The organism is Enterobacter sp. HK169, from assembly GCF_001719105.1.
GTDB classification, from domain to species: Bacteria; Pseudomonadota; Gammaproteobacteria; order Enterobacterales; family Enterobacteriaceae; genus Enterobacter; species Enterobacter asburiae_B.
In genome coordinates this window covers 4,202,755-4,228,386 of record NZ_CP017087.1, presented here as the reverse complement: position 1 = coordinate 4,228,386, position 25,632 = coordinate 4,202,755, and the positions used below count along the sequence as shown (strand labels likewise).

At 55.2% G+C, this 25,632-nt stretch carries 24 protein-coding genes and 5 tRNA genes; 27 read left to right on the top strand and 2 right to left on the bottom strand.

Going from position 1 to position 25,632, the window contains the following annotated elements; translation table 11 throughout:
* Nucleotides 1-4: 4 nt before the first annotated feature.
* The 5 genes from EnteroDNA1_RS20070 (at nt 5) to EnteroDNA1_RS20050 (ending at nt 506) form a co-directional block, all read left to right on the top strand.
* Nucleotides 5-79 (top strand) — tRNA-Gln (locus EnteroDNA1_RS20070).
* 32 nt (nt 80-111) lie between these two features.
* Nucleotides 112-186 (top strand) — tRNA-Gln (locus EnteroDNA1_RS20065).
* Nucleotides 187-203: 17 nt separating this feature from the next.
* Nucleotides 204-280 (top strand) — tRNA-Met (locus EnteroDNA1_RS20060).
* A 40-nt stretch (nt 281-320) separates the two neighbouring features.
* Nucleotides 321-395 (top strand) — tRNA-Gln (locus tag EnteroDNA1_RS20055).
* 36 nt (nt 396-431) lie between these two features.
* Nucleotides 432-506: transfer RNA gene (locus tag EnteroDNA1_RS20050), tRNA-Gln, on the top strand.
* 110 nt (nt 507-616) lie between these two features.
* On the opposite strand, the gene ubiF is transcribed toward EnteroDNA1_RS20050, so the two are convergent.
* Nucleotides 617-1,792 (bottom strand): 3-demethoxyubiquinol 3-hydroxylase, encoded by a 1,176-nt coding sequence (gene ubiF / locus EnteroDNA1_RS20045; protein ID WP_069303820.1) that lies wholly within the window; start codon nt 1,790-1,792, stop codon nt 617-619.
* A 135-nt stretch (nt 1,793-1,927) separates the two neighbouring features.
* On the opposite strand from ubiF, the gene miaB reads away from it, so the two are divergent.
* The 10 genes from miaB (at nt 1,928) to rihA (ending at nt 12,153) form a co-directional block, all read left to right on the top strand.
* Nucleotides 1,928-3,352 carry a tRNA (N6-isopentenyl adenosine(37)-C2)-methylthiotransferase MiaB gene (gene miaB, locus EnteroDNA1_RS20040; protein ID WP_033144935.1) on the top strand — a complete coding sequence of 475 codons (1,425 nt, stop codon included), beginning with the start codon at nt 1,928-1,930 and terminating at the stop codon, nt 3,350-3,352.
* Between the two features lie 163 nt (nt 3,353-3,515).
* On the top strand, nt 3,516-4,562 hold the full coding sequence (locus EnteroDNA1_RS20035; RefSeq protein ID WP_008501053.1) for a PhoH family protein: 1,047 nt from the start codon (nt 3,516-3,518) through the stop codon (nt 4,560-4,562).
* Entirely contained in the window at nt 4,559-5,026 is a 468-nt protein-coding gene (ybeY, locus tag EnteroDNA1_RS20030; protein ID WP_047958024.1) for an rRNA maturation RNase YbeY, read from the top strand. The genes EnteroDNA1_RS20035 and ybeY overlap by 4 nt, the downstream gene beginning before the upstream one ends.
* A gap of 89 nt (nt 5,027-5,115) precedes the next feature.
* Nucleotides 5,116-5,994, top strand: coding sequence for a CNNM family magnesium/cobalt transport protein CorC (gene corC, locus EnteroDNA1_RS20025; protein ID WP_021242574.1), 879 nt, complete (start codon nt 5,116-5,118; stop codon nt 5,992-5,994).
* A gap of 5 nt (nt 5,995-5,999) precedes the next feature.
* Complete coding sequence (lnt, locus tag EnteroDNA1_RS20020) at nt 6,000-7,538, top strand: apolipoprotein N-acyltransferase (protein ID WP_064673645.1); 1,539 nt, start codon at nt 6,000-6,002, stop codon at nt 7,536-7,538.
* Between the two features lie 352 nt (nt 7,539-7,890).
* The gene (locus tag EnteroDNA1_RS20015) at nt 7,891-8,796 is read left to right on the top strand and encodes an amino acid ABC transporter substrate-binding protein (RefSeq protein ID WP_008501049.1); all 906 of its coding nucleotides are present in this window, start codon (nt 7,891-7,893) and stop codon (nt 8,794-8,796) included.
* A 155-nt stretch (nt 8,797-8,951) separates the two neighbouring features.
* Entirely contained in the window at nt 8,952-9,692 is a 741-nt protein-coding gene (locus tag EnteroDNA1_RS20010) for an amino acid ABC transporter permease (protein ID WP_023310756.1), read from the top strand.
* Nucleotides 9,692-10,366 (top strand): glutamate/aspartate ABC transporter permease GltK, encoded by a 675-nt coding sequence (gltK, locus tag EnteroDNA1_RS20005; protein ID WP_023334900.1) that lies wholly within the window; start codon nt 9,692-9,694, stop codon nt 10,364-10,366. The genes EnteroDNA1_RS20010 and gltK overlap by 1 nt, the downstream gene beginning before the upstream one ends.
* Nucleotides 10,366-11,091, top strand: a complete 726-nt coding sequence (locus tag EnteroDNA1_RS20000; RefSeq protein WP_014883001.1) for an amino acid ABC transporter ATP-binding protein — start codon at nt 10,366-10,368, stop codon at nt 11,089-11,091. The genes gltK and EnteroDNA1_RS20000 overlap by 1 nt, the downstream gene beginning before the upstream one ends.
* 120 nt (nt 11,092-11,211) lie before the next feature.
* Complete coding sequence (gene rihA / locus EnteroDNA1_RS19995; RefSeq protein ID WP_069303819.1) at nt 11,212-12,153, top strand: pyrimidine-specific ribonucleoside hydrolase RihA; 942 nt, start codon at nt 11,212-11,214, stop codon at nt 12,151-12,153.
* A 56-nt stretch (nt 12,154-12,209) separates the two neighbouring features.
* On the opposite strand, the gene EnteroDNA1_RS19990 is transcribed toward rihA, so the two are convergent.
* A complete protein-coding gene (locus EnteroDNA1_RS19990; RefSeq protein WP_032661386.1) occupies nt 12,210-12,692 on the bottom strand; it encodes a zinc ribbon-containing protein in 483 nt (160 codons plus the stop codon).
* Nucleotides 12,693-12,906: 214 nt separating this feature from the next.
* Here EnteroDNA1_RS19990 and leuS point away from each other — a divergent pair, with 214 nt between their 5' ends.
* From leuS to lipB, 12 genes are all read left to right on the top strand, one after another.
* Entirely contained in the window at nt 12,907-15,489 is a 2,583-nt protein-coding gene (leuS, locus tag EnteroDNA1_RS19985) for a leucine--tRNA ligase (RefSeq protein WP_033144930.1), read from the top strand.
* Between the two features lie 14 nt (nt 15,490-15,503).
* On the top strand, nt 15,504-16,073 hold the full coding sequence (gene lptE, locus EnteroDNA1_RS19980; RefSeq protein WP_039261260.1) for an LPS assembly lipoprotein LptE: 570 nt from the start codon (nt 15,504-15,506) through the stop codon (nt 16,071-16,073).
* A complete protein-coding gene (gene holA / locus EnteroDNA1_RS19975) occupies nt 16,073-17,104 on the top strand; it encodes a DNA polymerase III subunit delta (RefSeq protein WP_069303818.1) in 1,032 nt (343 codons plus the stop codon). Before lptE ends, holA begins: the two co-directional genes overlap by 1 nt.
* Nucleotides 17,097-17,762 carry a nicotinate-nucleotide adenylyltransferase gene (nadD, locus tag EnteroDNA1_RS19970; RefSeq protein WP_069303817.1) on the top strand — a complete coding sequence of 222 codons (666 nt, stop codon included), beginning with the start codon at nt 17,097-17,099 and terminating at the stop codon, nt 17,760-17,762. The genes holA and nadD overlap by 8 nt, the downstream gene beginning before the upstream one ends.
* A gap of 269 nt (nt 17,763-18,031) precedes the next feature.
* Complete coding sequence (gene rsfS, locus EnteroDNA1_RS19965) at nt 18,032-18,349, top strand: ribosome silencing factor (RefSeq protein WP_023334893.1); 318 nt, start codon at nt 18,032-18,034, stop codon at nt 18,347-18,349.
* Between the two features lie 3 nt (nt 18,350-18,352).
* A complete protein-coding gene (gene rlmH, locus EnteroDNA1_RS19960) occupies nt 18,353-18,820 on the top strand; it encodes a 23S rRNA (pseudouridine(1915)-N(3))-methyltransferase RlmH (protein ID WP_023310748.1) in 468 nt (155 codons plus the stop codon).
* Between the two features lie 28 nt (nt 18,821-18,848).
* The gene (gene mrdA, locus EnteroDNA1_RS19955; RefSeq protein ID WP_069303816.1) at nt 18,849-20,750 is read left to right on the top strand and encodes a peptidoglycan DD-transpeptidase MrdA; all 1,902 of its coding nucleotides are present in this window, start codon (nt 18,849-18,851) and stop codon (nt 20,748-20,750) included.
* 2 nt (nt 20,751-20,752) lie between these two features.
* Nucleotides 20,753-21,865 carry a peptidoglycan glycosyltransferase MrdB gene (gene mrdB, locus EnteroDNA1_RS19950; RefSeq protein WP_023310746.1) on the top strand — a complete coding sequence of 371 codons (1,113 nt, stop codon included), beginning with the start codon at nt 20,753-20,755 and terminating at the stop codon, nt 21,863-21,865.
* A gap of 16 nt (nt 21,866-21,881) precedes the next feature.
* Entirely contained in the window at nt 21,882-22,994 is a 1,113-nt protein-coding gene (rlpA, locus tag EnteroDNA1_RS19945; RefSeq protein WP_069303815.1) for an endolytic peptidoglycan transglycosylase RlpA, read from the top strand.
* A gap of 139 nt (nt 22,995-23,133) precedes the next feature.
* On the top strand, nt 23,134-24,345 hold the full coding sequence (gene dacA / locus EnteroDNA1_RS19940) for a D-alanyl-D-alanine carboxypeptidase DacA (protein WP_069303814.1): 1,212 nt from the start codon (nt 23,134-23,136) through the stop codon (nt 24,343-24,345).
* A 106-nt stretch (nt 24,346-24,451) separates the two neighbouring features.
* Entirely contained in the window at nt 24,452-24,715 is a 264-nt protein-coding gene (gene ybeD, locus EnteroDNA1_RS19935) for a DUF493 family protein YbeD (protein ID WP_006177135.1), read from the top strand.
* A 95-nt stretch (nt 24,716-24,810) separates the two neighbouring features.
* On the top strand, nt 24,811-25,452 hold the full coding sequence (gene lipB, locus EnteroDNA1_RS19930; RefSeq protein WP_069303813.1) for a lipoyl(octanoyl) transferase LipB: 642 nt from the start codon (nt 24,811-24,813) through the stop codon (nt 25,450-25,452).
* The last annotated feature ends 180 nt before the right edge of the window (nt 25,453-25,632 follow it).

Genomic DNA, 25,632 nt, shown 5'->3' with positions numbered 1-25,632 from the left:
CGGATGGGGTATCGCCAAGCGGTAAGGCACCGGTTTTTGATACCGGCATTCCCTGGTTCGAATCCAGGTACCCCAGCCATATTTCTTCGATTTTGCGGTTCTCCGCGGTATTGGGGTATCGCCAAGCGGTAAGGCACCGGTTTTTGATACCGGCATTCCCTGGTTCGAATCCAGGTACCCCAGCCATCGAAGATTGCAGTACTGGCTACGTAGCTCAGTTGGTTAGAGCACATCACTCATAATGATGGGGTCACAGGTTCGAATCCCGTCGTAGCCACCAAATTAAGATTGTCGATTTTTCGGTAATCAAGACAAATTGTTGGGGTATCGCCAAGCGGTAAGGCACCGGATTCTGATTCCGGCATTCCGAGGTTCGAATCCTCGTACCCCAGCCAATTTAAAAAGTCGTTAAGCAGTTTGTTTAACGCAATTGGGGTGTCGCCAAGCGGTAAGGCTCTGGTTTCTGATACCAGCATTCCGGGGTTCGAATCCCTGCACCCCAGCCACTTAAGTAACAAAAAAGCCCGCTCTGCGGGCTTTTTTGTTTTTGTTGTTCAGAATGGTGCGGCCTGATGCCCTCACCCTGACCCTCTCCCACTGGGAGAGGGGAAAAAGATTAGAGTCCCAGCGCGTATTTCAGCGCCTGACGCTTCAGACCACCGGCACGTTCCGCTGCCATCAATCCAATATTACGCAGAATGCGCACCGGGGCTAAGTCATTGCTGAACCCGGCATAAAACAGATCCATCCCCGACTGCATAATAAAGTTATCCGCCATGCGTCGCGTCTGGTAACGCTTCAGGATCTGATGGCTGGCCCAGTTTTCCGCGTGCCCGCGGGCGCTGCTCAGCACATCCAGTAACGCATCGACATCACGGTACCCCAGGTTCACGCCCTGCCCGGCCAGCGGATGAATGGTGTGTGCCGCATCGCCCACCAGCGCCAGCCCTTCACGGGCATACTGCAAAGCATGGCGGCGCGTGAGCGGAAATGCACCTGCAGCGACCGGCGTCACGTTGCCCAGACGGCTCGGGAAATGCAGGCGGATTTCCCGCTGCAATTGTTCCATTGTAAGCCCCTGCAGCTGGCGAATGCGTGCCGGTTTGTCGTACCAGACCAGCGATGCCCAGTTATCAAACAGCGGTAAAAAGGCATGCGGGCCATTCGGCGTAAAGTGCTGCCACGTGCTTTCACCCGGCGCATGCTCGCACTCGACGGTAATCAGCATGCAGGACTGCTCATACTGCCAGGCATGAACGCCAATTCCCGCCATCTGTCTGACCTGCGAGTTAGCGCCGTCCGCTCCGACGACGAGCTTCACGGCCAGTTCATCGCCGCTGTCGAGCGTCAGCAAATACCCGCTCTCGTGAGGATGCAGTGCCTTAATCGACGCCGGAACGCGCAGCGTCACCTTCGGATGCGCCTCCAGCGACAGCCAGAGCGCCTGCTGGAGCACATTGTTTTCCACCATATAACCCAGGCGCGGCAGCTTCAGCTCAGCGGCATCAAACGCGACGTGGGCATTTTCCCACTCCCAGGTTTCAAGACGGCTGTAAGGATGGGCGCGCATCGCCAGCACCGCCTCCCAGACGCCCAGCCCGCGCAGCAGATCGACGGACGCCGCGCTGATCGCGGATATGCGCACATCCGGTTTGCTCGCGGGATCGAATGCCGGCGGAGCAGCCTGTTCGATTACCGTTACCTCAAATCCCTGCTGCGCCAGCCCCAGCGCCAGCGCGCCGCCGACCATACCGCCGCCGACAACGGCAACTTCGGTGTGTAGGAGTGTCATGGTCAATTTTCCTTATTGGAGAATCCCTTAAGTTTACCGGATTTTTGCGGTCCTGAGACACATAACCTTCATACTGGTCACAACCCCACCAAAGCATTACAATACGCGGCTTGCAATCCTGAGCTGAGCAAGTCGATGACTAAAAAACTCCATATAAAAACCTGGGGCTGTCAGATGAACGAATACGATTCATCCAAGATGGCCGATCTGCTGGATTCAACCCACGGATACCAGCTGACTGAAAATGCGAAAGAAGCGGACGTGCTGCTGCTGAACACCTGTTCGATTCGTGAAAAAGCGCAGGAAAAAGTCTTTCACGTGTTAGGCCGCTGGAAGCTTCTCAAACGAAAAAATCCGGACCTGATCATCGGGGTGGGTGGCTGCGTCGCGTCGCAGGAAGGTAAGCTGATCCGCCAGAGAGCCCCGTATGTGGATATCGTCTTTGGCCCTCAGACCCTGCACCGCCTGCCGGAGATGATCAATCAGGTTCGCGGCAACCGTAGCCCGGTCGTTGACGTCAGCTTCCCGGAAATCGAAAAGTTTGACCGTCTGCCGGAGCCGCGCGCCGATGGCCCGACCGCCTTCGTCTCCATCATGGAAGGCTGCAACAAATATTGCACTTACTGCGTGGTGCCTTACACCCGTGGTGAAGAAGTCAGCCGTCCGGCAGACGATATTCTGTTTGAAATTGCGCAGCTTGCCGCACAGGGCGTTCGCGAAGTGAACCTGCTGGGCCAGAACGTGAACGCCTGGCGCGGGGAAAACTACGACGGCACCACCGGCAGCTTTGCCGAACTGCTGCGTCTGGTGGCCGCGATTGACGGTATCGACCGCATTCGCTTTACCACCAGCCATCCGATGGAGTTTACCGACGACATCATTGACGTGTATCGCGATACGCCAGAGCTGGTGAGCTTCCTGCACCTGCCGATTCAGTGTGGCTCTGACCGCGTGCTGAACCTGATGGGCCGCCCGCATACGGTGCTGGAGTACAAGTCCACCATTCGTAAGCTGCGTGAAGCGCGTCCGGATATCCAGATCAGCTCCGACTTCATCGTCGGCTTCCCTGGCGAAACCGCTGATGACTTCGAGCGCACCATGAAGCTCATCGGTGAAGTGAATTTTGACGTCAGCTACAGCTTCATCTTCTCTGCGCGTCCAGGAACACCAGCGGCCGATATGGTTGACGATGTGCCGGAAGAAGAGAAAAAGCAGCGTCTGTATATTCTGCAGGAGCGTATTAACCAGCAGGCCAACGCGTGGAGCCGCCGTATGCTCGGCACCGTTCAGCGCATTCTGGTGGAAGGCACCTCCCGGAAGAGCATTATGGAACTCTCCGGTCGTACCGAAAATAACCGCGTGGTGAACTTTGAAGGCACCCCGGATATGATCGGTAAATTCGTGGACGTCGAGATTGTCGAAGTGCTGACCAACTCGCTGCGCGCGAAGCTGGTACGCACCGAGGACGAAATGGGCCTGCGTATTGCCGAGTCACCGGAATCCGTGATCTCTCGTACCCGTAAAGAAAACGATTCTGGCGTAGGGATTTACCAGCCTTAATCCTCCTGGCCTGCCTTTCCGGCAGGCCTTGTATTTCCTCTCATCGTCCCCAATATCTTCCGCAACGCTTGCGCCTTTATTCTGTGGCGTGAATAATTTCGGTAATGACCGTTTTATTACGTCCTATCGCAATGGGTCAGTTAACCAATTAAAGAGGAACAGTTTGAATATAGATACGCGTGAAATTAGCCTTGAGCCAGCAGACAACGCTCGCCTGCTGAGCCTGTGCGGGCCGTTTGATGACAACATCAAACAACTGGAGCGACGTCTGGGTATCGAAATCAATCGTCGCGATAATCATTTCAAACTTACCGGACGCCCTATCTGCGTCAACGCCGCTGCGGACATTCTGCGTAGCCTGTATGTGGATACATCACCCATGCGCGGCGAAATTCAGGATATCGAACCGGAACAAATTCACCTCGCCATTAAAGAGGCGCGCGTGCTTGAGCAGAGCGCGGAAAGCGTGCCGGACTACGGCAAGGCCATTAACATCAAGACCAAACGTGGCGTTATTAAGCCGCGTACGCCAAACCAGGCGCAGTACATCGCCAATATCCTCGACCACGACATCACCTTCGGGGTGGGGCCGGCGGGGACGGGTAAAACCTATCTGGCCGTTGCCGCTGCGGTAGATGCGCTGGAACGCCAGGAGATCCGTCGTATTCTGCTGACCCGTCCGGCCGTTGAAGCGGGCGAAAAGCTGGGCTTCCTGCCGGGCGATCTGAGCCAGAAGGTCGACCCGTATCTGCGCCCGTTATACGATGCGCTGTTCGAGATGCTCGGCTTTGAGAAGGTTGAGAAGCTCATTGAGCGTAACGTTATCGAAGTGGCCCCTCTCGCCTACATGCGCGGTCGTACGCTGAACGATGCGTTCATCATTCTCGATGAGAGCCAGAACACCACCATCGAACAGATGAAGATGTTCCTGACGCGTATCGGCTTTAACTCGAAAGCGGTCATCACCGGTGACGTCACCCAGATCGACCTGCCGCGCAGCACCAAATCCGGCCTGCGCCACGCCATTGAGGTGCTGGCCGAGGTCGACGAAATCAGCTTTAACTTCTTCCACAGTGAAGACGTGGTACGCCACCCGGTGGTCGCGCGTATCGTTAACGCCTATGAAGCCTGGGAAGAGGCGGATCAGAAGCGTAAGGCCGAACTGGCCGCAGAACGTAAGCGCGAAGCGCAGGAGCAAGAACAGAAATGAGTCAGGTGATCCTCGATTTACAGCTGGCCTGTGAAGACAATTCCGGCATGCCAGATGAGGCACAGTTTCAGAAATGGCTGGATGCCGTTATTCCTCAGTTTCAGGAAGAATCAGAAGTCACGATTCGCCTGGTGGATGAAGCAGAAAGCCATGAGCTTAACCTGACCTATCGCGGGAAAGATAAGCCGACCAACGTGCTCTCATTCCCGTTCGAAGCGCCGCCGGGCATTGAGATGCCGCTGCTGGGCGATCTGATCATTTGCCGTCAGGTGGTTGAACAGGAAGCCAAAGAGCAGCAAAAGCCGCTTGAGGCCCACTGGGCGCATATGGTGATACACGGCAGCCTACATCTGCTCGGCTACGATCACATTGAAGATGACGAAGCGGAAGAGATGGAGTCCCTCGAGACAGAGATAATGCTTGCTCTGGGCTATGAGGATCCGTACATTGCCGAGAAAGAATAGTCCGTCACCTGACGGACTCACATGCCGCCACGAAAGGATATCGCGTGGCGGTAAACGTTGAACTAACAAGAGAACCCTTAACAAACGCCATGAGCGACGACAATTCACACAGTAGCGACACGACAACCAGTAAAAAGGGATTTTTCTCCCTCATTCTGAACCAGCTTTTCCACGGCGAACCCAAAAACCGTGATGAACTGCTGGAGCTGATTCGTGATTCCGGGCAGAACGACCTTATCGACGAAGATACGCGCGAAATGCTCGAAGGGGTTATGGACATCGCCGACCAGCGCGTTCGCGATATCATGATCCCCCGCTCGCAGATGATCACCCTGAAACGTAACCAGACTCTGGACGAGTGCCTCGATGTGATCATTGAATCCGCCCACTCGCGTTTCCCGGTCATCAGCGAAGATAAAGATCACATCGAAGGGATTTTGATGGCGAAAGATCTGCTGCCGTTTATGCGCAGCGATGCCGAAGCCTTCAGCATGGAAAAAGTGTTACGCCAGGCCGTGGTTGTGCCGGAAAGTAAACGTGTGGATCGGATGCTGAAAGAGTTTCGCTCTCAGCGTTACCACATGGCGATTGTTATTGATGAGTTTGGTGGCGTTTCCGGTCTGGTCACGATCGAGGATATTCTTGAGCTGATCGTGGGCGAAATCGAAGACGAGTACGACGAAGAAGAAGATATCGACTTCCGGCAGCTTAGCCGCCACACCTGGACCGTGCGCGCGCTGGCCTCTATTGAGGACTTTAACGACGCCTTCGGTACCCACTTCAGCGATGAAGAGGTCGATACCATTGGCGGGCTGGTGATGCAGGCCTTTGGCCACCTCCCGGCGCGCGGTGAGACCGTTGACATTGACGGTTACCAGTTCAAAGTGGCAATGGCCGACAGCCGACGTATTATACAGGTTCACGTCAGAACGCCGGACGACTCACCGGTGCCAAAACTGGAAGATTAATGTAAATGGCATTTGCCCCACTGCTTGAACGCCAGCGCGTCCGTTTGCTGCTGGCGCTGTTACTCGGAGCCAGCGGTACGCTGGCTTTTTCTCCTTACGATATCTGGCCCGCCGCCATTCTCTCCCTGATGGGGCTTCAGGGCCTGACCCTGAATCGTCGTCCGGTACAGGCTGCGGCCATTGGTTACTTCTGGGGACTGGGGCTGTTTGGCTCAGGTATCAACTGGGTTTATGTCAGCATCGCCCAGTTTGGTGGTATGCCTGGCCCGGTTAACGTCTTCCTGGTGGTATTGCTCGCCGCGTATCTCTCGCTCTATACCGGTCTGTTCGCCGGTATCCTTTCTCGCCTGTGGCCAAAAACCACCTGGCTGCGCGTCGCCATTGCCGCGCCGGTGGTCTGGCAGATAACCGAGTTCCTGCGTGGCTGGGTGCTGACGGGCTTCCCGTGGCTGCAGTTCGGCTACAGCCAGATTGACGGCCCCCTGAAGGGTCTGGCGCCGGTAATGGGCGTTGAGGCCATCAACTTCCTGCTGATGGTGGTCAGCGGCCTGCTGGTCCTGGCGCTGGTCCAGCGCTGCTGGAAACCGCTGGCTGTGGCGCTGGTGCTGTTTGCCCTGCCCTTCCCGCTGCGTTATATCCAGTGGTTCACGCCTGAGCCAGAGCGCACCCTGCAGGTGTCCATGGTGCAGGGGAATATTCCGCAGTCTATGAAGTGGGATGAGAAAGAGCTGCTGAATACGCTGAAGATCTACGCCAACGCCACCGAAGAGGTGATGGGTAAATCACAGCTGATTATCTGGCCGGAATCTGCAATCCCCGATCTGGAAATTAACCAGCAGCCGTTCCTCAACATGATGAACGACCTGCTGCTGGCGCGCGGCAGCACGCTGATCACCGGGATTGTCGATGCGCGTCTGAATCAGCAGAACCGCTACGACACCTACAACAGCATCATTACGCTCGGGAAAGATAGCGAGTACAGCTACCACTCCACTGACCGGTACAACAAGAACCACCTGGTGCCGTTTGGTGAATTTGTCCCGCTGGAGTCGATTCTGCGCCCGCTGGCCCCGTTCTTTGACCTGCCGATGTCCTCTTTCAGCCGCGGCCCGTACGTACAGCCTCAGCTGCACGCGCACGGCCTGGCCCTGACGGCGGCCATCTGCTACGAAATCATTCTCGGCGAGCAGGTACGCGATAACTTCCGCCCGGATACTGACTATCTGCTGACCATCTCCAACGACGCCTGGTTTGGTAAGTCAATCGGCCCGTGGCAGCACTTCCAGATGGCACGTATGCGCTCTCTGGAGCTGGCGCGTCCTCTGCTGCGCAGCACCAACAACGGCATCACGGCTGTGATTGGTCCGCAGGGCGAGATTCAGGCGATGATCCCGCAGTTTACTCGCGAGGTACTGACCACTAAAGTCACGCCAACCACCGGGCTGACGCCATACGCGCGCACCGGCAACTGGCCGCTGTGGATACTGACCGTGCTGTTCGGCTTTGGCGCGGTGCTGATGAGCCTGCGTCAGCGTCGGAAATAACCTTCCCTTCTGTTGTCGGGTGGCGTAGCCGCCACCCGACAATTTTCTCCAAACTCCCATTCTGGCACGCCTATTGCTTTGTTTATTCAGGTAAACGCAGTTTGGCTTAACGTGCAACTTTGTCGCACCAGCGTAGATCATCGGTAGCACCGAAACGGTGCAACGGGAGATATTTGCCTCTGATTGGTGCGGCGCGCTTCGCAAAAATAAACAATAACGCAGCAAAATCTTTACATTAAGCCAGACTAAATGTTAACAAGCTTGCATAACACTGCACTCGCATTGCGCGAGATATAACAACATCACAATGGGTATCAATGCGTCGCTGGCGCTGATAAAAAAGGAGTTGGGTATGCAATTACGTAAACTGGCCACAGCAATGCTGGTTATGGGAATGTCTGCAGGCGTGGTTCACGCTGAAGATGCGCCTGCAGCAGGCAGCACTCTCGACAAGATTGCCAAAAACGGCGTCATCGTGGTCGGCCACCGTGAATCTTCTGTCCCGTTCTCTTACTACGACAACACGCAAAAAGTCGTGGGCTATTCACAGGATTACTCCAACGCCATCGTTGAAGCTGTGAAGAAAAAGCTGAACAAACCTGACCTGCAGGTGAAGCTGATCCCAATCACTTCACAGAACCGTATTCCACTGCTGCAAAACGGCACCTTTGACTTCGAGTGTGGCTCCACCACCAACAACCTCGAGCGTCAGAAACAAGCTGCCTTCTCTGACACCATCTTTGTCGTGGGCACCCGTCTGCTGACGAAGAAAGGCGGTGAGATCAAAGACTTCGCTGACCTGAAAGGCAAAGCGGTTGTTGTGACCTCCGGTACCACGTCAGAAGTGCTGCTGCACAAGCTGAACGACGAGAAGAAAATGGATATGCGCATCATCAGCGCGAAAGACCATGGCGACTCCTTCCGTACCCTGGAAAGCGGTCGTGCCGTTGCGTTTATGATGGATGACGCCCTGCTGGCGGGCGAACGTGCGAAAGCGAAGAAACCAGACAACTGGGATATCGTCGGTACCGCGCAGTCCAAAGAAGCCTACGGCTGTATGCTGCGTAAAGACGATCCGCAGTTCAAAAAGCTGATCGATGACACCATCGCTCAGGTGCAGACCTCCGGCGAAGCGGAAAAATGGTTCGACAAATGGTTCAAGAACCCGATTCCACCAAAAAACCTGAACATGAATTTTGAACTGTCTGACGACATGAAAGCGCTGTTCAAATCTCCAAATGACAAGGCTCTTAACTAATTAGAACTACAGGGGCGGGATCTCCTGCCCTCTCGATTGTCGGGAAGCATGGACAGACTATACGTTGAGTGGTCGTTCCCCACTCAGCGCGAAAAATGAGCTTCTCACCAATCTTCGAGGGTAGCGCTGCTACCCTTTTTTTTCTGGAGTTTATTATGTCAATAGACTGGAACTGGGGCATATTCCTGCAACAAGCCCCGTTCGGCAACACCACCTATCTTGGCTGGCTGTGGAGCGGCTTTCAGGTCACCGTGGCACTATCGATAACGGCGTGGATTATCGCGTTTCTTGTCGGTTCTTTGTTCGGTATTCTGCGCACCGTCCCTAACCGTTTTCTTTCAACGCTTGGCACCCTGTATGTGGAACTGTTCCGTAACGTTCCGCTGATCGTGCAATTCTTTACCTGGTATCTGGTCATCCCGGAACTGCTGCCGGAAAATATTGGCATGTGGTTCAAGTCGGAGCTGGATCCGAACGTGCAGTTCTTTGTCTCCTCCATGATGTGTCTGGGGCTGTTTACCGCTGCACGCGTTTGCGAGCAGGTGCGTGCCGCCATTCAGTCATTGCCGCGCGGACAAAAAAACGCTGGCCTGGCGATGGGCCTGACGCTGCCCCAAACCTACCGCTACGTGCTGCTGCCTAACGCTTACCGGGTTATCGTTCCACCGATGACCTCCGAGATGATGAACCTGGTGAAAAACTCGGCCATCGCCTCAACTATCGGCCTGGTCGACATGGCCGCGCAGGCGGGCAAGCTGCTGGATTATTCCGCTCACGCGTGGGAATCCTTCACCGCGATCACGCTCGCGTATGTTCTGATTAACGCTTTCATCATGCTGGTGATGAACCTGGTTGAACGCAAAATCCGCCTGCCGGGTAATCTGGGGGGCAAATAATGTACGAATTTGACTGGAGTTCTATCGTTCCATCCATGCCTTACCTGCTTGATGGCCTGGTGATTACCTTAAAAATCACCGTTATTGCCATCATCATTGGTATCGTCTGGGGTACCCTGCTGGCCGTTATGCGCCTGTCGAGCTTTAAGCCGTTCGCCTGGTTTGCGACCGCCTACGTTAACGTGTTCCGCTCCATCCCGCTGGTGATGGTGCTGCTGTGGTTTTACCTGATTGTGCCCGGCTTCCTGCAGAACGTGCTGGGGCTGTCGCCGAAAACCGATATCCGTCTGATCTCCGCCATGGTGGCGTTCTCAATGTTCGAGGCCGCTTACTACTCGGAGATTATCCGAGCGGGCATTCAGAGTATCTCCCGCGGGCAATCCAGCGCCGCGCTGGCGCTGGGAATGACGCACTGGCAGTCCATGCAGCTCATTATTCTGCCGCAGGCGTTTCGCGCCATGGTTCCGCTCCTGCTGACCCAGGGTATCGTGCTGTTCCAGGATACCTCGCTGGTCTACGTTCTGAGTCTGGCAGACTTCTTCCGTACCGCGTCAACCATCGGTGAACGTGATGGTACGCAGGTCGAGATGGTGCTCTTTGCGGGTGCGGTCTATTTTGTGATTAGTTTAAGCGCGTCGCTGTTGGTCAGCTGGCTGAAGAAAAGGACGGTATAATGATTTCCCTGAAAAATGTTTCTAAATGGTATGGGCACTTTCAGGTGCTGACCGACTGCTCCACCGAAGTCAAAAAAGGCGACGTGGTGGTGGTATGCGGGCCGTCCGGCTCCGGTAAATCAACGCTGATTAAAACCGTCAACGGACTGGAGCCGGTGCAGCAAGGTGAGATCGTTGTCAACGGCACCAAAGTCAACGATAAGAAAACTAATCTCGCCCAGCTTCGCTCTCACGTTGGCATGGTGTTCCAGCACTTTGAGCTGTTCCCTCACCTCTCCATTATTGAGAACCTGACGCTGGCGCAGGTAAAAGTGCTGAAGCGTGATAAAAAAGCGTCGCGCGAGAAAGGTCTGAAGCTCCTGGAACGCGTTGGGCTTTCGGCGCATGCAGATAAGTTCCCGGCACAGCTTTCTGGCGGCCAACAGCAGCGTGTGGCGATCGCCCGCGCGCTGTGTATGGATCCGGTGGCGATGCTGTTTGATGAGCCAACGTCGGCGCTCGATCCAGAGATGATCAATGAAGTGCTGGACGTAATGGTCGAGCTGGCGCACGAAGGGATGACCATGATGGTGGTGACCCACGAAATGGGCTTTGCCCGTAAAGTGGCCAACCGCGTGATCTTTATGGACGAAGGGAAAATTGTCGAAGACTCACCGAAAGAAGAGTTCTTCGCTAACCCGAAATCAGAGCGTGCGAAAGATTTCCTCGCGAAAATCCTGCACTAACCTTCCCGGTGCGCAATCTGCGGATTGCGCACTGCTTCACGCTTTCACTCAGTTCCTCTCGTCGGCGTCACATTGCAGCGTTAACCTTGTCACAAAATAACGCTACGTATGGAGAACGCTATGGCACAGCCTATTATTCTCGACTGCGATCCGGGTCATGACGACGCGATCGCGCTCGTCCTCGCTCTTGCCTCCCCTGAACTCGAGGTAAAAGCCGTCACCTCGTCCGCCGGAAACCAGACGCCGGACAAAACCCTGCGCAACGTGCTGCGCATGCTCACGCTGCTCAAACGCACCGACATTCCTGTCGCCGGCGGGGCCGTGAAGCCACTGATACGCGAGCTGATTATTGCCGACAACGTTCATGGTGAAAGCGGGCTGGACGGTCCGGCACTGCCGGAGCCGGGTTTCACGCCGCAAAACTGTACCGCCGTGGAGCTGATGGCGAAGGTTCTACGTGAGAGTGCAGAACCGGTAACGCTGGTGGCAACCGGACCGCAAACCAACGTCGCGCTGCTGCTGAACAGCCATCCTGAGCTGCATAATAAAATTGCCCGAATTGTGATTATGGGCGGGGCCATGGGGCTGGGGAACTGGACGCCTGCGGCGGAGTTCAACATCTTTGTCGACCCGGAAGCCGCGGAAATCGTCTTCCAGTCCGGCTTACCAATTGTAATGGCGGGACTGGACGTTACCCACCGCGCGCAGATTATGGCGGACGATATTGAGCGATTCCGCTCCGTGGGTAATACGGTCGCGACAACCGTGGCAGAGCTGCTCGACTTCTTTATGGAGTATCACAAGGCCGAGAAGTGGGGCTTCCACGGCGCCCCCCTGCACGACCCGTGCACCATTGCCTGGCTACTGAAGCCGGAGATGTTCACCACGGTGGACAGATGGGTTGGTGTTGAGACGCAGGGAAAATACACCCAGGGAATGACGGTGGTGGATTACTACTCGCTGACGGGGAATAAACCGAATACCACGGTGATGGTGGACATCGACCGCGAGGCGTTTGTGGATTTGCTGGCGGAGAGACTGGCTTACTATTGTGCGGTCTGATGCCCTCACCCCCGCCCTCTCCCACTGGGAGAGGGAGCAGAGAGTTTTGCTTTTATTTAGGGCTCAAACGGCCGACGCTGGAACTGATCGTGGCCGCATTTCGGACACAGCGGCAGGACATCCGGCGTATATACCGCAATATGATGGTGGCAATTCTCACATACCAGATTTCCCAAGCCGACCACCTCACCACTGTGATACACACCGTGATGGTTCAAATCCTGAAAGACCTCGCGCCACTCCAGCTGCGTTTTATCCGTGATGTCGGCCAGCTCTTGCCACAGGCTCTCTTTAATCACCCGCATAAAAACGCTGTCCGTGACCTCCTCCTGGCTCTCCTGGTAGCTGCGCGCGAACTCTTCCAGATCGCGACGCACGGCGCGCGTCACCTCTTCCACTTCGGTTCGCGTTAACTCACCCGTTTGCGTCACGCGGGCACGCGCTTGCTCCACCAGCGCGTCGATATCTCGCTCGCCGTTACGCAGCCGTTCCGTCAGTGTCGCCACCAGTTCGCGGTAAAATTGAGCAACCTTGTTCATCATTTTGCCTCCCGGGTAAGTAACTATTTCTAATAATAGACCTTATTTCATCGCCGCTTTGTCAGGTGAAGCACAGACCCGGTAAATTCCTGCAAAGCGCATTTGTGCGAAAGGCTGTTTTGACGCTGGCGTTTGGGCTATGCTATGCGGATCTGAATTACCACATCCATTGGCTACATTTGTAGCTGTATTGAAAACAGGACCACTGGCTGCCATGCAAGAGCAATACCGCCCGGAAGAGATAGAATCAAAAGTCCAGCAACACTGGGACGAGAAGCGCACCTTTGAAGTAACCGAAGACGAGAGCAAAGAGAAGTATTACTGCCTGTCGATGCTTCCCTATCCTTCTGGTCGACTACACATGGGCCATGTGCGTAACTACACCATCGGCGATGTGATTGCACGCTACCAGCGCATGCTGGGTAAAAACGTTCTGCAGCCTATCGGCTGGGATGCGTTCGGTCTGCCTGCGGAAGGCGCGGCGGTCAAAAACAACACCGCACCGGCGCCGTGGACGTACGACAATATCGCGTACATGAAAAACCAGCTCAAGATGCTGGGCTTTGGCTATGACTGGAGCCGCGAGCTGGCAACCTGTACCCCGGAATACTATCGCTGGGAGCAGAAGTTCTTCACCGAGCTGTACAAAAAAGGCCTGGTGTATAAGAAGACCTCTGCCGTTAACTGGTGTCCAAATGACCAGACCGTTCTCGCGAACGAACAGGTTATCGACGGCTGCTGCTGGCGCTGTGACACCAAAGTTGAGCGTAAAGAGATCCCACAGTGGTTTATCAAAATCACCGCTTACGCTGATGAGCTGCTGAACGATCTGGATAACCTGGATCACTGGCCAGATACCGTTAAGACCATGCAGCGCAACTGGATTGGCCGTTCTGAAGGCGTGGAGATTACCTTCAACGTTGAGAACTACGACCAGACCCTGACCGTCTACACCACCCGTCCGGACACCTTCATGGGCGCGACCTACCTGGCCGTGGCCGCAGGTCACCCGCTGGCGCAGAAAGCGGCAGAGAATAACCCGGAGCTGGCCACCTTCATCGACGAGTGCCGCAACACCAAAGTGGCCGAAGCCGACATGGCGACGATGGAGAAAAAAGGCGTCGCGACAGGCTTCTATGCGAAGCATCCGCTGACTGGCGAAGCAATTCCTGTCTGGGCAGCGAACTTCGTGCTGATGGAGTACGGTACAGGCGCGGTAATGGCCGTTCCGGGCCACGATCAGCGCGACTACGAGTTTGCCACCAAATACAGCCTGCCGATTAAAGCCGTTATTCTGGCCGCCGATGGTTCTGAACCCGACCTGTCCGAACAAGCGCTGACCGAAAAAGGCACTCTGTTCAACTCCGGTGAATTCAGCGGCCTGAGCTTCGAAGAGGGCTTCAACGCCATCGCCGATAAGCTGGCCTCTCTGGGCGTGGGCGAGCGTAAAGTTAACTTCCGTCTGCGCGACTGGGGCGTGTCCCGTCAGCGTTACTGGGGCGCGCCAATCCCAATGGTGACGCTGGAAGATGGCACCGTGATGCCAACGCCGGAAGATCAGCTCCCGGTGATCCTGCCGGAAGACGTGGTCATGGACGGTATCACCAGCCCGATCAAAGCCGATCCTGAGTGGGCAAAAACCACCGTCAACGGTCAGCCTGCGCTGCGTGAAACCGACACCTTTGACACCTTTATGGAGTCATCCTGGTACTATGCGCGCTACACCTGCCCGCAGTATCAGGACGGTATGCTCGATTCCGATGCGGCAAACTACTGGCTGCCGGTTGATATCTATATCGGCGGCATCGAACACGCCATCATGCACCTGCTCTACTTCCGCTTCTTCCACAAACTGATGCGCGATGCAGGCATGGTGAACTCTGACGAACCAGCAAAACAGCTGCTGTGTCAGGGCATGGTACTGGCAGATGCGTTCTATTACGTCGGTGCCAACGGCGAGCGTAACTGGGTTTCTCCGGTTGATGCGATCGTCGAGCGCGACGAGAAAGGCCGTATCGTTAAGGCGAAAGATGCCGAAGGTCATGAACTGGTCTATACCGGCATGAGCAAGATGTCCAAGTCGAAAAACAACGGCATCGATCCGCAGGTAATGGTTGAGCGTTACGGTGCGGACACCGTGCGTCTGTTCATGATGTTTGCCTCTCCGGCCGACATGACCCTGGAATGGCAGGAGTCCGGCGTGGAAGGCGCGAACCGCTTCCTGAAACGCGTCTGGAAACTGGTTTACGAACACACTGCACTGGGCGATGCCCCGGCGCTGAACGCCGCCGCACTGACTGAAGATCAGCAGGCGCTGCGTCGCGATGTTCATAAAACGATTGCGAAAGTGACCGATGATATTGGTCGTCGTCAGACCTTCAATACCGCAATTGCGGCTATTATGGAACTGATGAACAAGCTGGCGAAAGCCCCGCAGGACGGTGAGCAGGATCGTGCCTTAATGCGTGAAGCGCTGCTGGCCGTCGTTCGCATGCTGAACCCGTTCACTCCGCACGTCAGCTTCACCCTGTGGCAGGAGCTGAAAGGCGAAGGCGATATCGACAACGCGCCGTGGCCGCAGGCTGACGAAGCCGCGATGGTGGAAAACACGACGCTGGTTGTGGTCCAGGTAAACGGCAAAGTCCGCGGTAAAATTACCGTGGCGGTCGATGCAACCGAAGAACAGGTTCGCGAGCGCGCGGGCCAGGAACCTCTGGTCGCAAAATATCTTGAGGGCGTTACCGTACGTAAAGTGATCTACGTACCGGGTAAACTGCTCAATCTGGTCGTTGGCTAAGCGCGGGAGGAAACGTGCGACAACTGGCAACAATACTCTTATCACTGGCGGTGCTTGTCACCGCTGGCTGTGGCTGGCACCTGCGCAATACCACGGCGGTGCCTGCTGAGATGAAAACGATGATTTTCGACTCATCGGATCCGAATGGTCCACTCAGCCGGGCAGTTCGTAATCAGCTGCGTCTGAACGGCGTTGAGCTTGTTGAGAAACAAACGCTGCGCCAGGATGTACCGTCTCTGCGTATCATCGGAGGAGGTCTGTCGAGAGATACGGCCTCCATCTTCCAGGACGGTCGTACAGCTGAATATCAGATGGTGCTGACGGTCAACGCAGCGGTCCTGATCCCGGGTAAAGACATCTATCCGATCAGCACGAAAGTGTTCCGTTCGTTCTTCGATAACCCGCAGACGGCGTTGGCAAAAGATGCCGAACAGCAGATTATCATCAACGAAATGTACGACAAGGCGGCGGAACAGCTGATCCGTAAACTGCCAGGTATTGCAGCGTCTACCCGACAAGGCTCTGACATTGTTGAAAAACCGGTTGCTGGCACGCTTCCTGCTGCTAACTCTCTGGGTAAATGATGATCAGGCTGTATCCTGAACAACTCCGCGCGCAGCTCAAAGAAGGGCTGCGCGCGGCGTATTTGCTTCTTGGAAACGATCCGTTATTGCTTCAGGAAAGTCTGGATGCCGTGCGGCATGAAGCCGCCTCTCAGGGCTTCGATGAACACCACACCGTCCAGCTGGATAACAACACCGACTGGAATGCCCTCTTCTCACTCTGTCAGGCGATGAGCCTTTTTGCGTCGCGCCAGACTATTCAGATCCTGCTGCCGGAAAACGGCCCTAACGCGGCCATCAATGAACAGCTGGCCACGCTGGTCAGCCTGCTTCACAGCGATCTGCTGCTGATTGTGCGCGGCAACAAGCTCACCAAAGCGCAGGAAAATGCGGCGTGGGTCACCCAACTCGCAGCCCACGCGGTACAGGTCACCTGTCAGACGCCTGAACAGGCGCATCTGCCCAAATGGGTGGCAGCGAGAGCGAAGCAGAACAACCTTCAGCTGGATGATGCGGCGAACCAACTGCTCTGCTACTGCTATGAAGGTAACCTGCTGGCCCTGGCGCAGGCGCTGGACAGACTCTCCCTGCTCTGGCCAGATGGCAAGCTGACCTTGCCGCGCGTCGAGCAGGCCGTTAACGACGCGGCGCACTTCACGCCGTTCCACTGGGTGGACGCGCTGCTGTCGGCGAAAAGCAAACGCGCCCTGCATATTTTGCAACAGCTGCGTCTCGAAGGGAGCGAACCGGTTATTCTGCTGCGTACGCTGCAGCGCGAATTGCTGCTGCTGATTACGCTCAAGCGTCAGTCTGCCCATACGCCGCTGCGTTCGCTGTTTGATAAACACCGCGTGTGGCAAAATCGCCGGGCTTTGATCACCGAGGCCGTCAACCGCCTGAGTCATGAACAGCTTCGTCAGGCAGTGCAGCTTCTGATGCGCGCTGAGCTCACGTTAAAACAAGATTATGGCCAGTCGGTCTGGGCGGAGCTGGAAAGTCTTTCTCTCCTGCTCTGCCACAAGGCGCTGGCAGACGTTTTTATTGATGGATAGCATGCATTCTTTACAGGCCTTATATGGCGGCACCTTCGACCCGGTACATTACGGGCATCTGAAGCCGGTTGAAATTCTGGCAAATCTGATCGGCCTTCAGCGCGTCACCATCATGCCCAACAATGTCCCGCCCCATCGTCCACAGCCCGAGGCGACCAGCGAGCAGCGAAAAGAGATGCTTGCACTTGCCATCGCAGATAAACCGCTCTTTCGACTTGACGAGCGTGAGCTGCGTCGCGACACGCCCTCCTGGACGTCTCAGACGCTTCAGGAGTGGCGCGCCGAACAAGGACCAGACCAGCCGCTTGCCTTTATCATCGGCCAGGATTCTCTGCTGAATTTCCCTACGTGGCATCAGTATGAAACCATCCTGGAGAACAGCCACCTGCTCGTCTGCCGCCGTCCCGGCTATCCACTGACCATGCGCGAAGAGCAGTACCAGCAGTGGCTGGAAGACCATCTCACCGATAATGTTGAAGATCTTCACAACCAGCCTGCCGGGAAGATCTATCTGGCGGAAACGCCGTGGTTTGATATCTCTGCAACCCTCATTCGCGAGCGTTTACAGCAGGGTTTAGCGTGTGACTATCTGCTGCCAACCCCGGTGCTGGCCTATATCCATGCGCACGGTTTGTATCAGAAAAGCGCAGATGAATAGCCGGAGAGCATAAAAAGCGGCTTATTGTTTATCCTGCCTTGACAGGGTAAGCCATACTGTTATTCTCCGCTGCCAGACTTTCCCGCCGATCATTGCTTTACAGAAATTGTTTTACAAAAATGGCAATGCAATCTCAGGCGGAGGGTGGGATGATACCCGCCTTCAAAAGCCCGGCCGGAGACATTTGTCCCGACGCAGGCGTGAGTTCAGGTATACTGTCTGGCTACGAATTCAAAGTTTTACAATCTCATTCACCCCAGGGGGAAAACTTGCAGGGTAAAGCACTCCAGGATTTTGTTATTGACAAAATTGATGACCTGAAAGGTCAGGACATCATCGCTATCGACGTTAAGGGTAAATCCAGTATTACCGACTGCATGATCATCTGCACCGGTACATCGACGCGTCATGTTGTTTCAATTGCCGATCACGTGGTTCAGGAATCGCGTGCAGCAGGGCTGTTGCCGCTGGGTGTTGAAGGTGAAGCGACGGCTGACTGGGTGGTAGTCGACCTCGGCGATGTGATTGTCCACGTCATGCAGGACGAGAGCCGTCGCCTGTATGAGCTGGAAAAACTCTGGGGTTAATGCGTGAAGTTACAGCTGGTCGCCGTCGGCACCAAAATGCCGGACTGGGTACAAACCGGTTTTACTGAATATCTGCGTCGTTTTCCAAAAGACATGCCGTTCGAGCTGGTGGAAATTCCCGCCGGGAAGCGCGGCAAGAACGCTGATATCAAACGTATTCTCGATAAAGAGGGCGAACTGATGCTGGCTGCCGCTGGCAAAAACCGCATCGTCACCCTCGATATTCCAGGTAAACCCTGGGATACGCCGCAGCTGGCGCAAGAACTGGAGCGCTGGAAGCAGGATGGTCGTGACGTCAGTCTGTTGATTGGCGGACCAGAAGGGTTATCCCCTGCCTGCAAAGCGGCGGCTGAACAAAGTTGGTCCCTCTCCGCGCTGACGCTTCCCCACCCGCTCGTTCGGGTACTGGTGGCAGAAAGCCTGTATCGCGCGTGGAGCATTACTACCAACCACCCCTATCACCGCGAGTAATGACTGACCAGGGTAGATTAAGCAGCGGATGAAACTACAGAATTCTTTTCGCGACTATACGGCTGAGTCCGCGCTGTTTGTGCGCCGGGCGCTGGTCGCCTTTACCGGGATTTTGCTGCTTACCGGCGTGCTGATCGCCAACCTCTATAATCTGCAAATTGTCCGCTTTACCGACTACCAGACGCGTTCAAACGAAAACCGTATTAAGCTGGTGCCTATCGCACCCAGCCGCGGCATTATTTACGATCGTAACGGCACCCCGCTGGCGTTGAACCGCACCATCTATCAAATCGAGATGATGCCGGAAAAAGTCGATAATGTTCAGGATACGCTGGAAGCGCTGAAAAGCGTTGTCGACCTTGACGATGACGATATTGCGGCCTTCAAAAAAGAGCGCGCCCGCTCTCACCGCTTCACCTCGATTCCGGTTAAAACCAATTTGACGGAAGTCCAGGTGGCCCGCTTTGCGGTGAATCAGTATCGTTTCCCCGGCGTGGAAGTGAAGGGATATAAGCGTCGCTACTATCCCTACGGCTCCGCGCTGACGCATGTGATTGGCTACGTTTCCAAGATTAACGACAAAGACGTCGACCGCCTTGATAAAGACGGCAAGCTGGCCAACTACGCTGCTACGCACGATATCGGTAAGCTGGGGATCGAACGTTACTACGAAGACGTTCTGCACGGGCAAACCGGCTATGAAGAGGTTGAGGTTAACAACCGCGGTCGCGTGATCCGTCAGCTAAAAGAAGTGCCGCCTCAGGCGGGGCATGACGTCTATCTGACGCTCGACCTCAAGCTTCAGCAGTATATCGAAACCCTGCTGGCGGGCAGCCGTGCAGCCGTTGTGGTCACCGATCCTCGTACCGGCGGTATCCTGGCAATGGTCTCCATGCCTAGCTATGACCCGAACCTCTTTGTTGATGGGATTTCGAGTAAAGACTATTCCGGTCTGCTGAATGACCCGAACACGCCGCTGGTGAACCGCGCGACGCAAGGGGTTTACCCGCCAGCATCAACGGTTAAACCGTACGTGGCGGTCTCTGCGCTGAGTGCCGGCGTCATCAACCGTAATACCAGCCTGTTTGACCCGGGCTGGTGGCAGCTGCCGGGTTCAGATAAGCGCTATCGTGACTGGAAAAAATGGGGCCACGGTCATCTCAACGTCACCAAATCGCTGGAAGAATCTGCGGATACCTTCTTCTATCAGGTGGCGTATGACATGGGTATCGACCGCCTGTCAGAGTGGATGAGCAAATTCGGCTACGGGCATTACACCGGCGTGGACCTTTCAGAAGAACGTTCTGGCAACATGCCAACGCGTGAATGGAAGCTGAAGCGCTTTAAAAAACCGTGGTATCAGGGTGACACCATTCCGGTGGGTATCGGCCAGGGTTACTGGACGGCGACGCCGATTCAGATGAACAAAGCCATGATGATCCTCATCAATGACGGCGTGGTAAAAGTGCCCCATCTGCTACAGAGTACGGTTGAAGACGGCAAAAAAGTGCCGTGGAATCAGCCGCACGAGGCGCCAGTGGGTGACATCCATTCCGGCTTCTGGGAAATTGCGAAAGACGGTATGTACGGCGTGGCAAATCGCCCGAACGGTACCGCGCATAAGTACTTCACCGGTACGCCGTACAAAGTGGCCGCGAAATCCGGTACTGCGCAGGTGTTTGGTCTGAAAGCCAACGAAACCTATAACGCGCACCGCATTGCTGAACGTCTGCGTGACCATAAGCTGATGACGGCGTTTGCCCCTTATGATAACCCGCAGGTCGCGGTGGCGATGATTCTGGAGAACGGCGGTGCCGGGCCAGCAGTAGGTACCATCATGCGCCAGATCCTTGACCACATTATGCTGGGTGATAACAACACCGAACTGCCGGCTGAAAACCCGGCCGCCGCTGCGGCGGAGGACCAATAATCATGACGGATAATCCAAATAAAAAATCGCTGTGGGATAAAATCCACATCGACCCAGCCATGCTGCTGATCCTGCTGGCTCTGCTGGTTTACAGCGCCCTGGTTATCTGGAGCGCCAGCGGCCAGGACATCGGCATGATGGAGCGCAAAATCGGCCAGATCGCCATGGGTCTGATCATCATGGTGGTGATGGCGCAAATTCCGCCGCGCGTCTACGAAGGCTGGGCGCCCTACCTCTACATCTTCTGTATTATTTTGCTGGTTGCGGTAGATGCGTTTGGCGCCATTTCAAAAGGGGCACAGCGCTGGCTGGATCTGGGCGTTGTCCGCTTCCAGCCCTCGGAAATTGCCAAAATCGCCGTTCCATTGATGGTGGCACGCTTTATCAACCGCGACGTCTGTCCGCCGTCGCTGAAAAACACGGCCATCGCGCTGGTGCTGATTTTCCTGCCGACGCTGCTGGTTGCGGCGCAGCCTGACCTTGGCACCTCAATTCTTATCGCCCTTTCCGGCCTGTTTGTCCTTTTCCTGTCGGGACTGAGCTGGCGCCTGATTGGTATCGCGGTGGTGCTGATTGCGGCGTTCATTCCTATCCTCTGGTTCTTCCTGATGCATGATTACCAGCGCCAGCGCGTCATGATGCTGCTCGATCCGGAAACCGATCCGCTGGGCGCGGGCTATCATATTATTCAGTCCAAGATTGCGATTGGCTCCGGCGGCCTGCGCGGTAAAGGCTGGCTGCACGGCACGCAGTCGCAGCTGGAATTTTTACCGGAACGCCACACCGACTTTATCTTTGCCGTACTGGCGGAAGAGCTGGGGCTGGTTGGCATCTTAATATTGCTGGCGCTGTACGTACTGCTGATCATGCGGGGATTGTGGATTGCAGCACGCGCACAAACCACTTTTGGTCGCGTCATGGCCGGCGGGTTGATGCTGATTTTATTCGTTTATGTCTTCGTAAATATTGGTATGGTGAGTGGTATTCTGCCGGTGGTAGGCGTACCGCTGCCGCTGGTGAGTTACGGAGGCTCGGCACTGATCGTGTTGATGGCCGGGTTTGGTATCGTGATGTCGATCCATACCCACAGAAAAATGTTGTCAAAAAGCGTATAAAAATAAGGGGATCGGAATGCGTAAGCAGTGGCTGGGGATCTGCATCGCGGCAAGTTTACTTGCGGCCTGCACAAGTGATGATGGTCAGCAACAGGCAACCGTCGCGCCGCCGCAGCCTGCGGTGTGTAATGGCCCGATCGTTGAAATCAGCGGTGCCGATCCCGTTTATGAACCGCTGAATGCCAGTGCCAATCAGGATTACCAGCGCGACGGCAAAAGCTATAAAATTGTTCAGGATCCTTCCCGTTTCAGTCAGGCGGGCTTTGCCGCCATTTATGATGCCGAGCCGGGCAGTAACCTGACGGCTTCCGGGGAAGCGTTCGACCCAATGCAGCTGACGGCAGCACACCCGACGCTGCCGATCCCGAGCTACGCTCGTATCACCAACCTGGCGAATGGCCGTATGATCGTCGTGCGGATCAACGACCGTGGTCCTTACGGAAATGACCGGGTGATTTCCCTGTCGCGCGCGTCTGCCGATCGCCTGAACACCTCGAACAACACCAAAGTCCGTATTGATCCGATTATCGTCGCACAGGATGGTTCGCTCTCCGGGCCGGGTACCGCGTGTACGACGGTGGCAAAACAGACCTATGCCCTTCCTGACCGCCCAAATCTTGACGGCGGAATGGGAAGCGTCTCGTCTCCGGCAGAGCCTGCTCAGCCGGGGGGAGAAATACGCCCGATCAGCAATGACACGCTGCAAAGCGAGGATTCTACCGGTGCGCCGGTAAAGAGTAGCGGCTTTCTTGGCGCACCGACGACCTTAGCCTCGGGCGTGCTGGAAGGCAGTGAGCCAACTCCGGCCCCTGCGCCCGTTGCTGCGCCAGCGACCCAGCCGGCTCCCGTAACGGCGCCAGCGGCCACGCAAAGTGCGGCGGTGGCGGCTCCAGCAGCGGCCAGCGGCAGCTATGTGGTTCAGGTAGGCGCAGTGAGCGATCAGGCCCGGGCCAGGCAGTATCAACAGCGTCTGAGCCAGCAGTTTGGCGTACCGGGACGCGTTGAGCAGAACGGCGCGGTCTGGCGCATTCAGATGGGGCCGTTTGCCAGCAAATCGCAGGCCGCGTCCCTGCAGCAGCGTCTGCAGAATGAAGCTCAACTTCAGTCATTTATCGCTGTTGCGAAATAATTAACCGGCGGTATCCGAATTGTCAGTTAGTGTAAAACACATTCACAAACTCATGCTTAAAGTCGGATGCCTGCCTGAATAGCATTTGCTATAGTAAGGCACTTTTTTTAATTCCATCACGGATGTCGTAGTTCTGACCATGAAGACCACTTTTTCTGCTCGTTTTGTGCAGCGCATGGCGCTGACCACGGCCCTTTGCGCTGCTACGCTCTCTGCAGCTCACGCCGATGACCTGAATATCAAGACCATGATCCCTGGCGTTCCGCAAATCGACGCGGAATCCTACATCCTGATCGATTACAACTCTGGCAAAGTGCTGGCAGAACAGAATGCCGATGCCCGCCGTGACCCGGCCAGTCTGACCAAAATGATGACCAGCTACGTTATCGGCCAGGCGATGAAGGCAGGTAAATTCAAAGAATCGGATCTGGTCACCATCGGTAACGATGCGTGGGCAACCGGGAACCCTGTTTTCAAAGGTTCCTCTCTGATGTTCCTGAAGCCGGGTATGCAGGTTCCTGTTTCCCAGCTGATTCGCGGTATCAACCTGCAGTCTGGTAACGATGCCTGCGTGGCGATGGCCGACTTCGCCGCCGGGAGCCAGGATGCCTTCGTGGGCCTGATGAACAGCTACGTTAACGCACTGGGTCTGAAAAACAGCCATTTCCAGACCGTACACGGCCTGGATGCAGACGGTCAGTATAGCTCTGCACGTGACATGGCCCTGATTGGCCAGGCGCTGATCCGCGATGTACCGAATGAATACTCTATCTATAAAGAGAAAGAGTTCACCTTCAACGGTATTCGTCAGACCAACCGTAACGGCCTGCTGTGGGATAACAGCCTGAACGTTGACGGCATCAAAACTGGCCACACCGACAAAGCGGGCTACAACCTGGTGGCCTCTGCCACTGAAGGTCAGATGCGTCTGATCTCTGCCGTGATGGGCGGCCGTACCTTTAAAGGTCGTGAAACAGAAAGCAAGAAACTGCTGACCTGGGGCTTCCGCTTCTTCGAAACCGTGAACCCACTGAAAGCAGGCAAAGAGTTTGCGTCTGAACCCGTCTGGTTCGGCGACAATGACCGTGCTTCACTCGGCGTTGATAAAGATCTCTATCTGACCATTCCACGCGGTCGCATGAAGGATCTGAAAGCCAGCTACGTGCTGAACAGCACCGAGCTGCATGCCCCGCTGCAGAAAAACCAGGTTGTGGGTACGATCAACTTCCAGCTGGATGGAAAAACGATCGATCAGCGTCCGCTGGTTGTCCTGCAAGAAATTCCTGAAGGCAATTTCTTCGGCAAAATCATTGATTACATTAAATTGATGTTCCACCACTGGTTTGGTTAAAAATTGAACACTTGAAAGTGTGATTTTGATCCCCATATACTAAATATCCTGATAACTCCCACCTGACGTGGGAGTTATTATTTTTTGACGTTACGCCGGAGCTGACATGAAAACCAAACTTAACGAACTGCTTGAATTCCCAACCTCATTTACCTACAAAGTAATGGGTCTGGCGAAACCTGAGCTGGTTGATCAGGTGGTTGAAGTGGTACAGCGCCATGCGCCGGGTGACTACTCTCCGTCAGTAAAACCAAGCAGCAAGGGCAACTACCACTCGGTTTCTATTACCATCACTGCGACACATATTGAGCAGGTGGAAACGCTGTACGAAGAGCTCGGCAATATCGAAATTGTTCGTATGGTGCTGTAGTCCCTTTGCGGTTACCCGGTTTGCCGGGTAACCCCTCTCCCCCGCTGTGATATACTCCTCCACACCTTTTGTCCCTCGTCTTCGGAGACGCAGTTTTGTATCAGGATAAAATTCTGGTCCGTCACCTCGGGCTGCAACCTTATGAGCCTGTCTCCCAGGCTATGCATGACTTCACCGATTCACGCGATGACAGCACCCCAGATGAGATCTGGCTGGTCGAACACCTGCCGGTATTTACGCAGGGCCAGGCGGGTAAAGCAGAGCATTTGTTAATGACGGGAGATATCCCGGTTATTCAGAGCGATCGCGGCGGTCAGGTCACTTATCATGGGCCCGGTCAGCAGGTGATGTACGTCCTGCTCAATCTGAAGCGCAGAAAGCTGGGCGTGCGTGAACTGGTTACCTTACTGGAACAAACTGTCGTCAACACGCTGGCGGAATATGGTATTGACGCGCATCCACGCGCCGATGCGCCGGGCGTCTACGTTGGGGAAATGAAGATCTGCTCACTGGGGCTGCGTATTCGTAAAGGTTGCTCATTCCATGGCCTGGCCTTGAATATTAATATGGACCTTGCGCCCTTCCAGCGCATTAACCCCTGCGGCTACGCCGGCATGGAAATGACGCAAATGCGTCAGTGGGTTGAAACCGCTACGCCAGAACATATTCGTCCCGTGCTTTTAAAGCAGATGTTAGCGCTACTTAACAATCCCTCGTACGAATATATCCCTGCTTAATACATCATACAACATGGCTCGATAATTTGGCGGGCCACTGTTTATTTACAGCTTTTGCACTTTACAATAATCCACAGATTCTATATTTTCGAAGCGCCCGAATATTACCGCCACATATTATTTAGCCTCCAGCAAGCATGGCAAACACGGCATAAGTAAGGTGAGCAATTATCACACAAC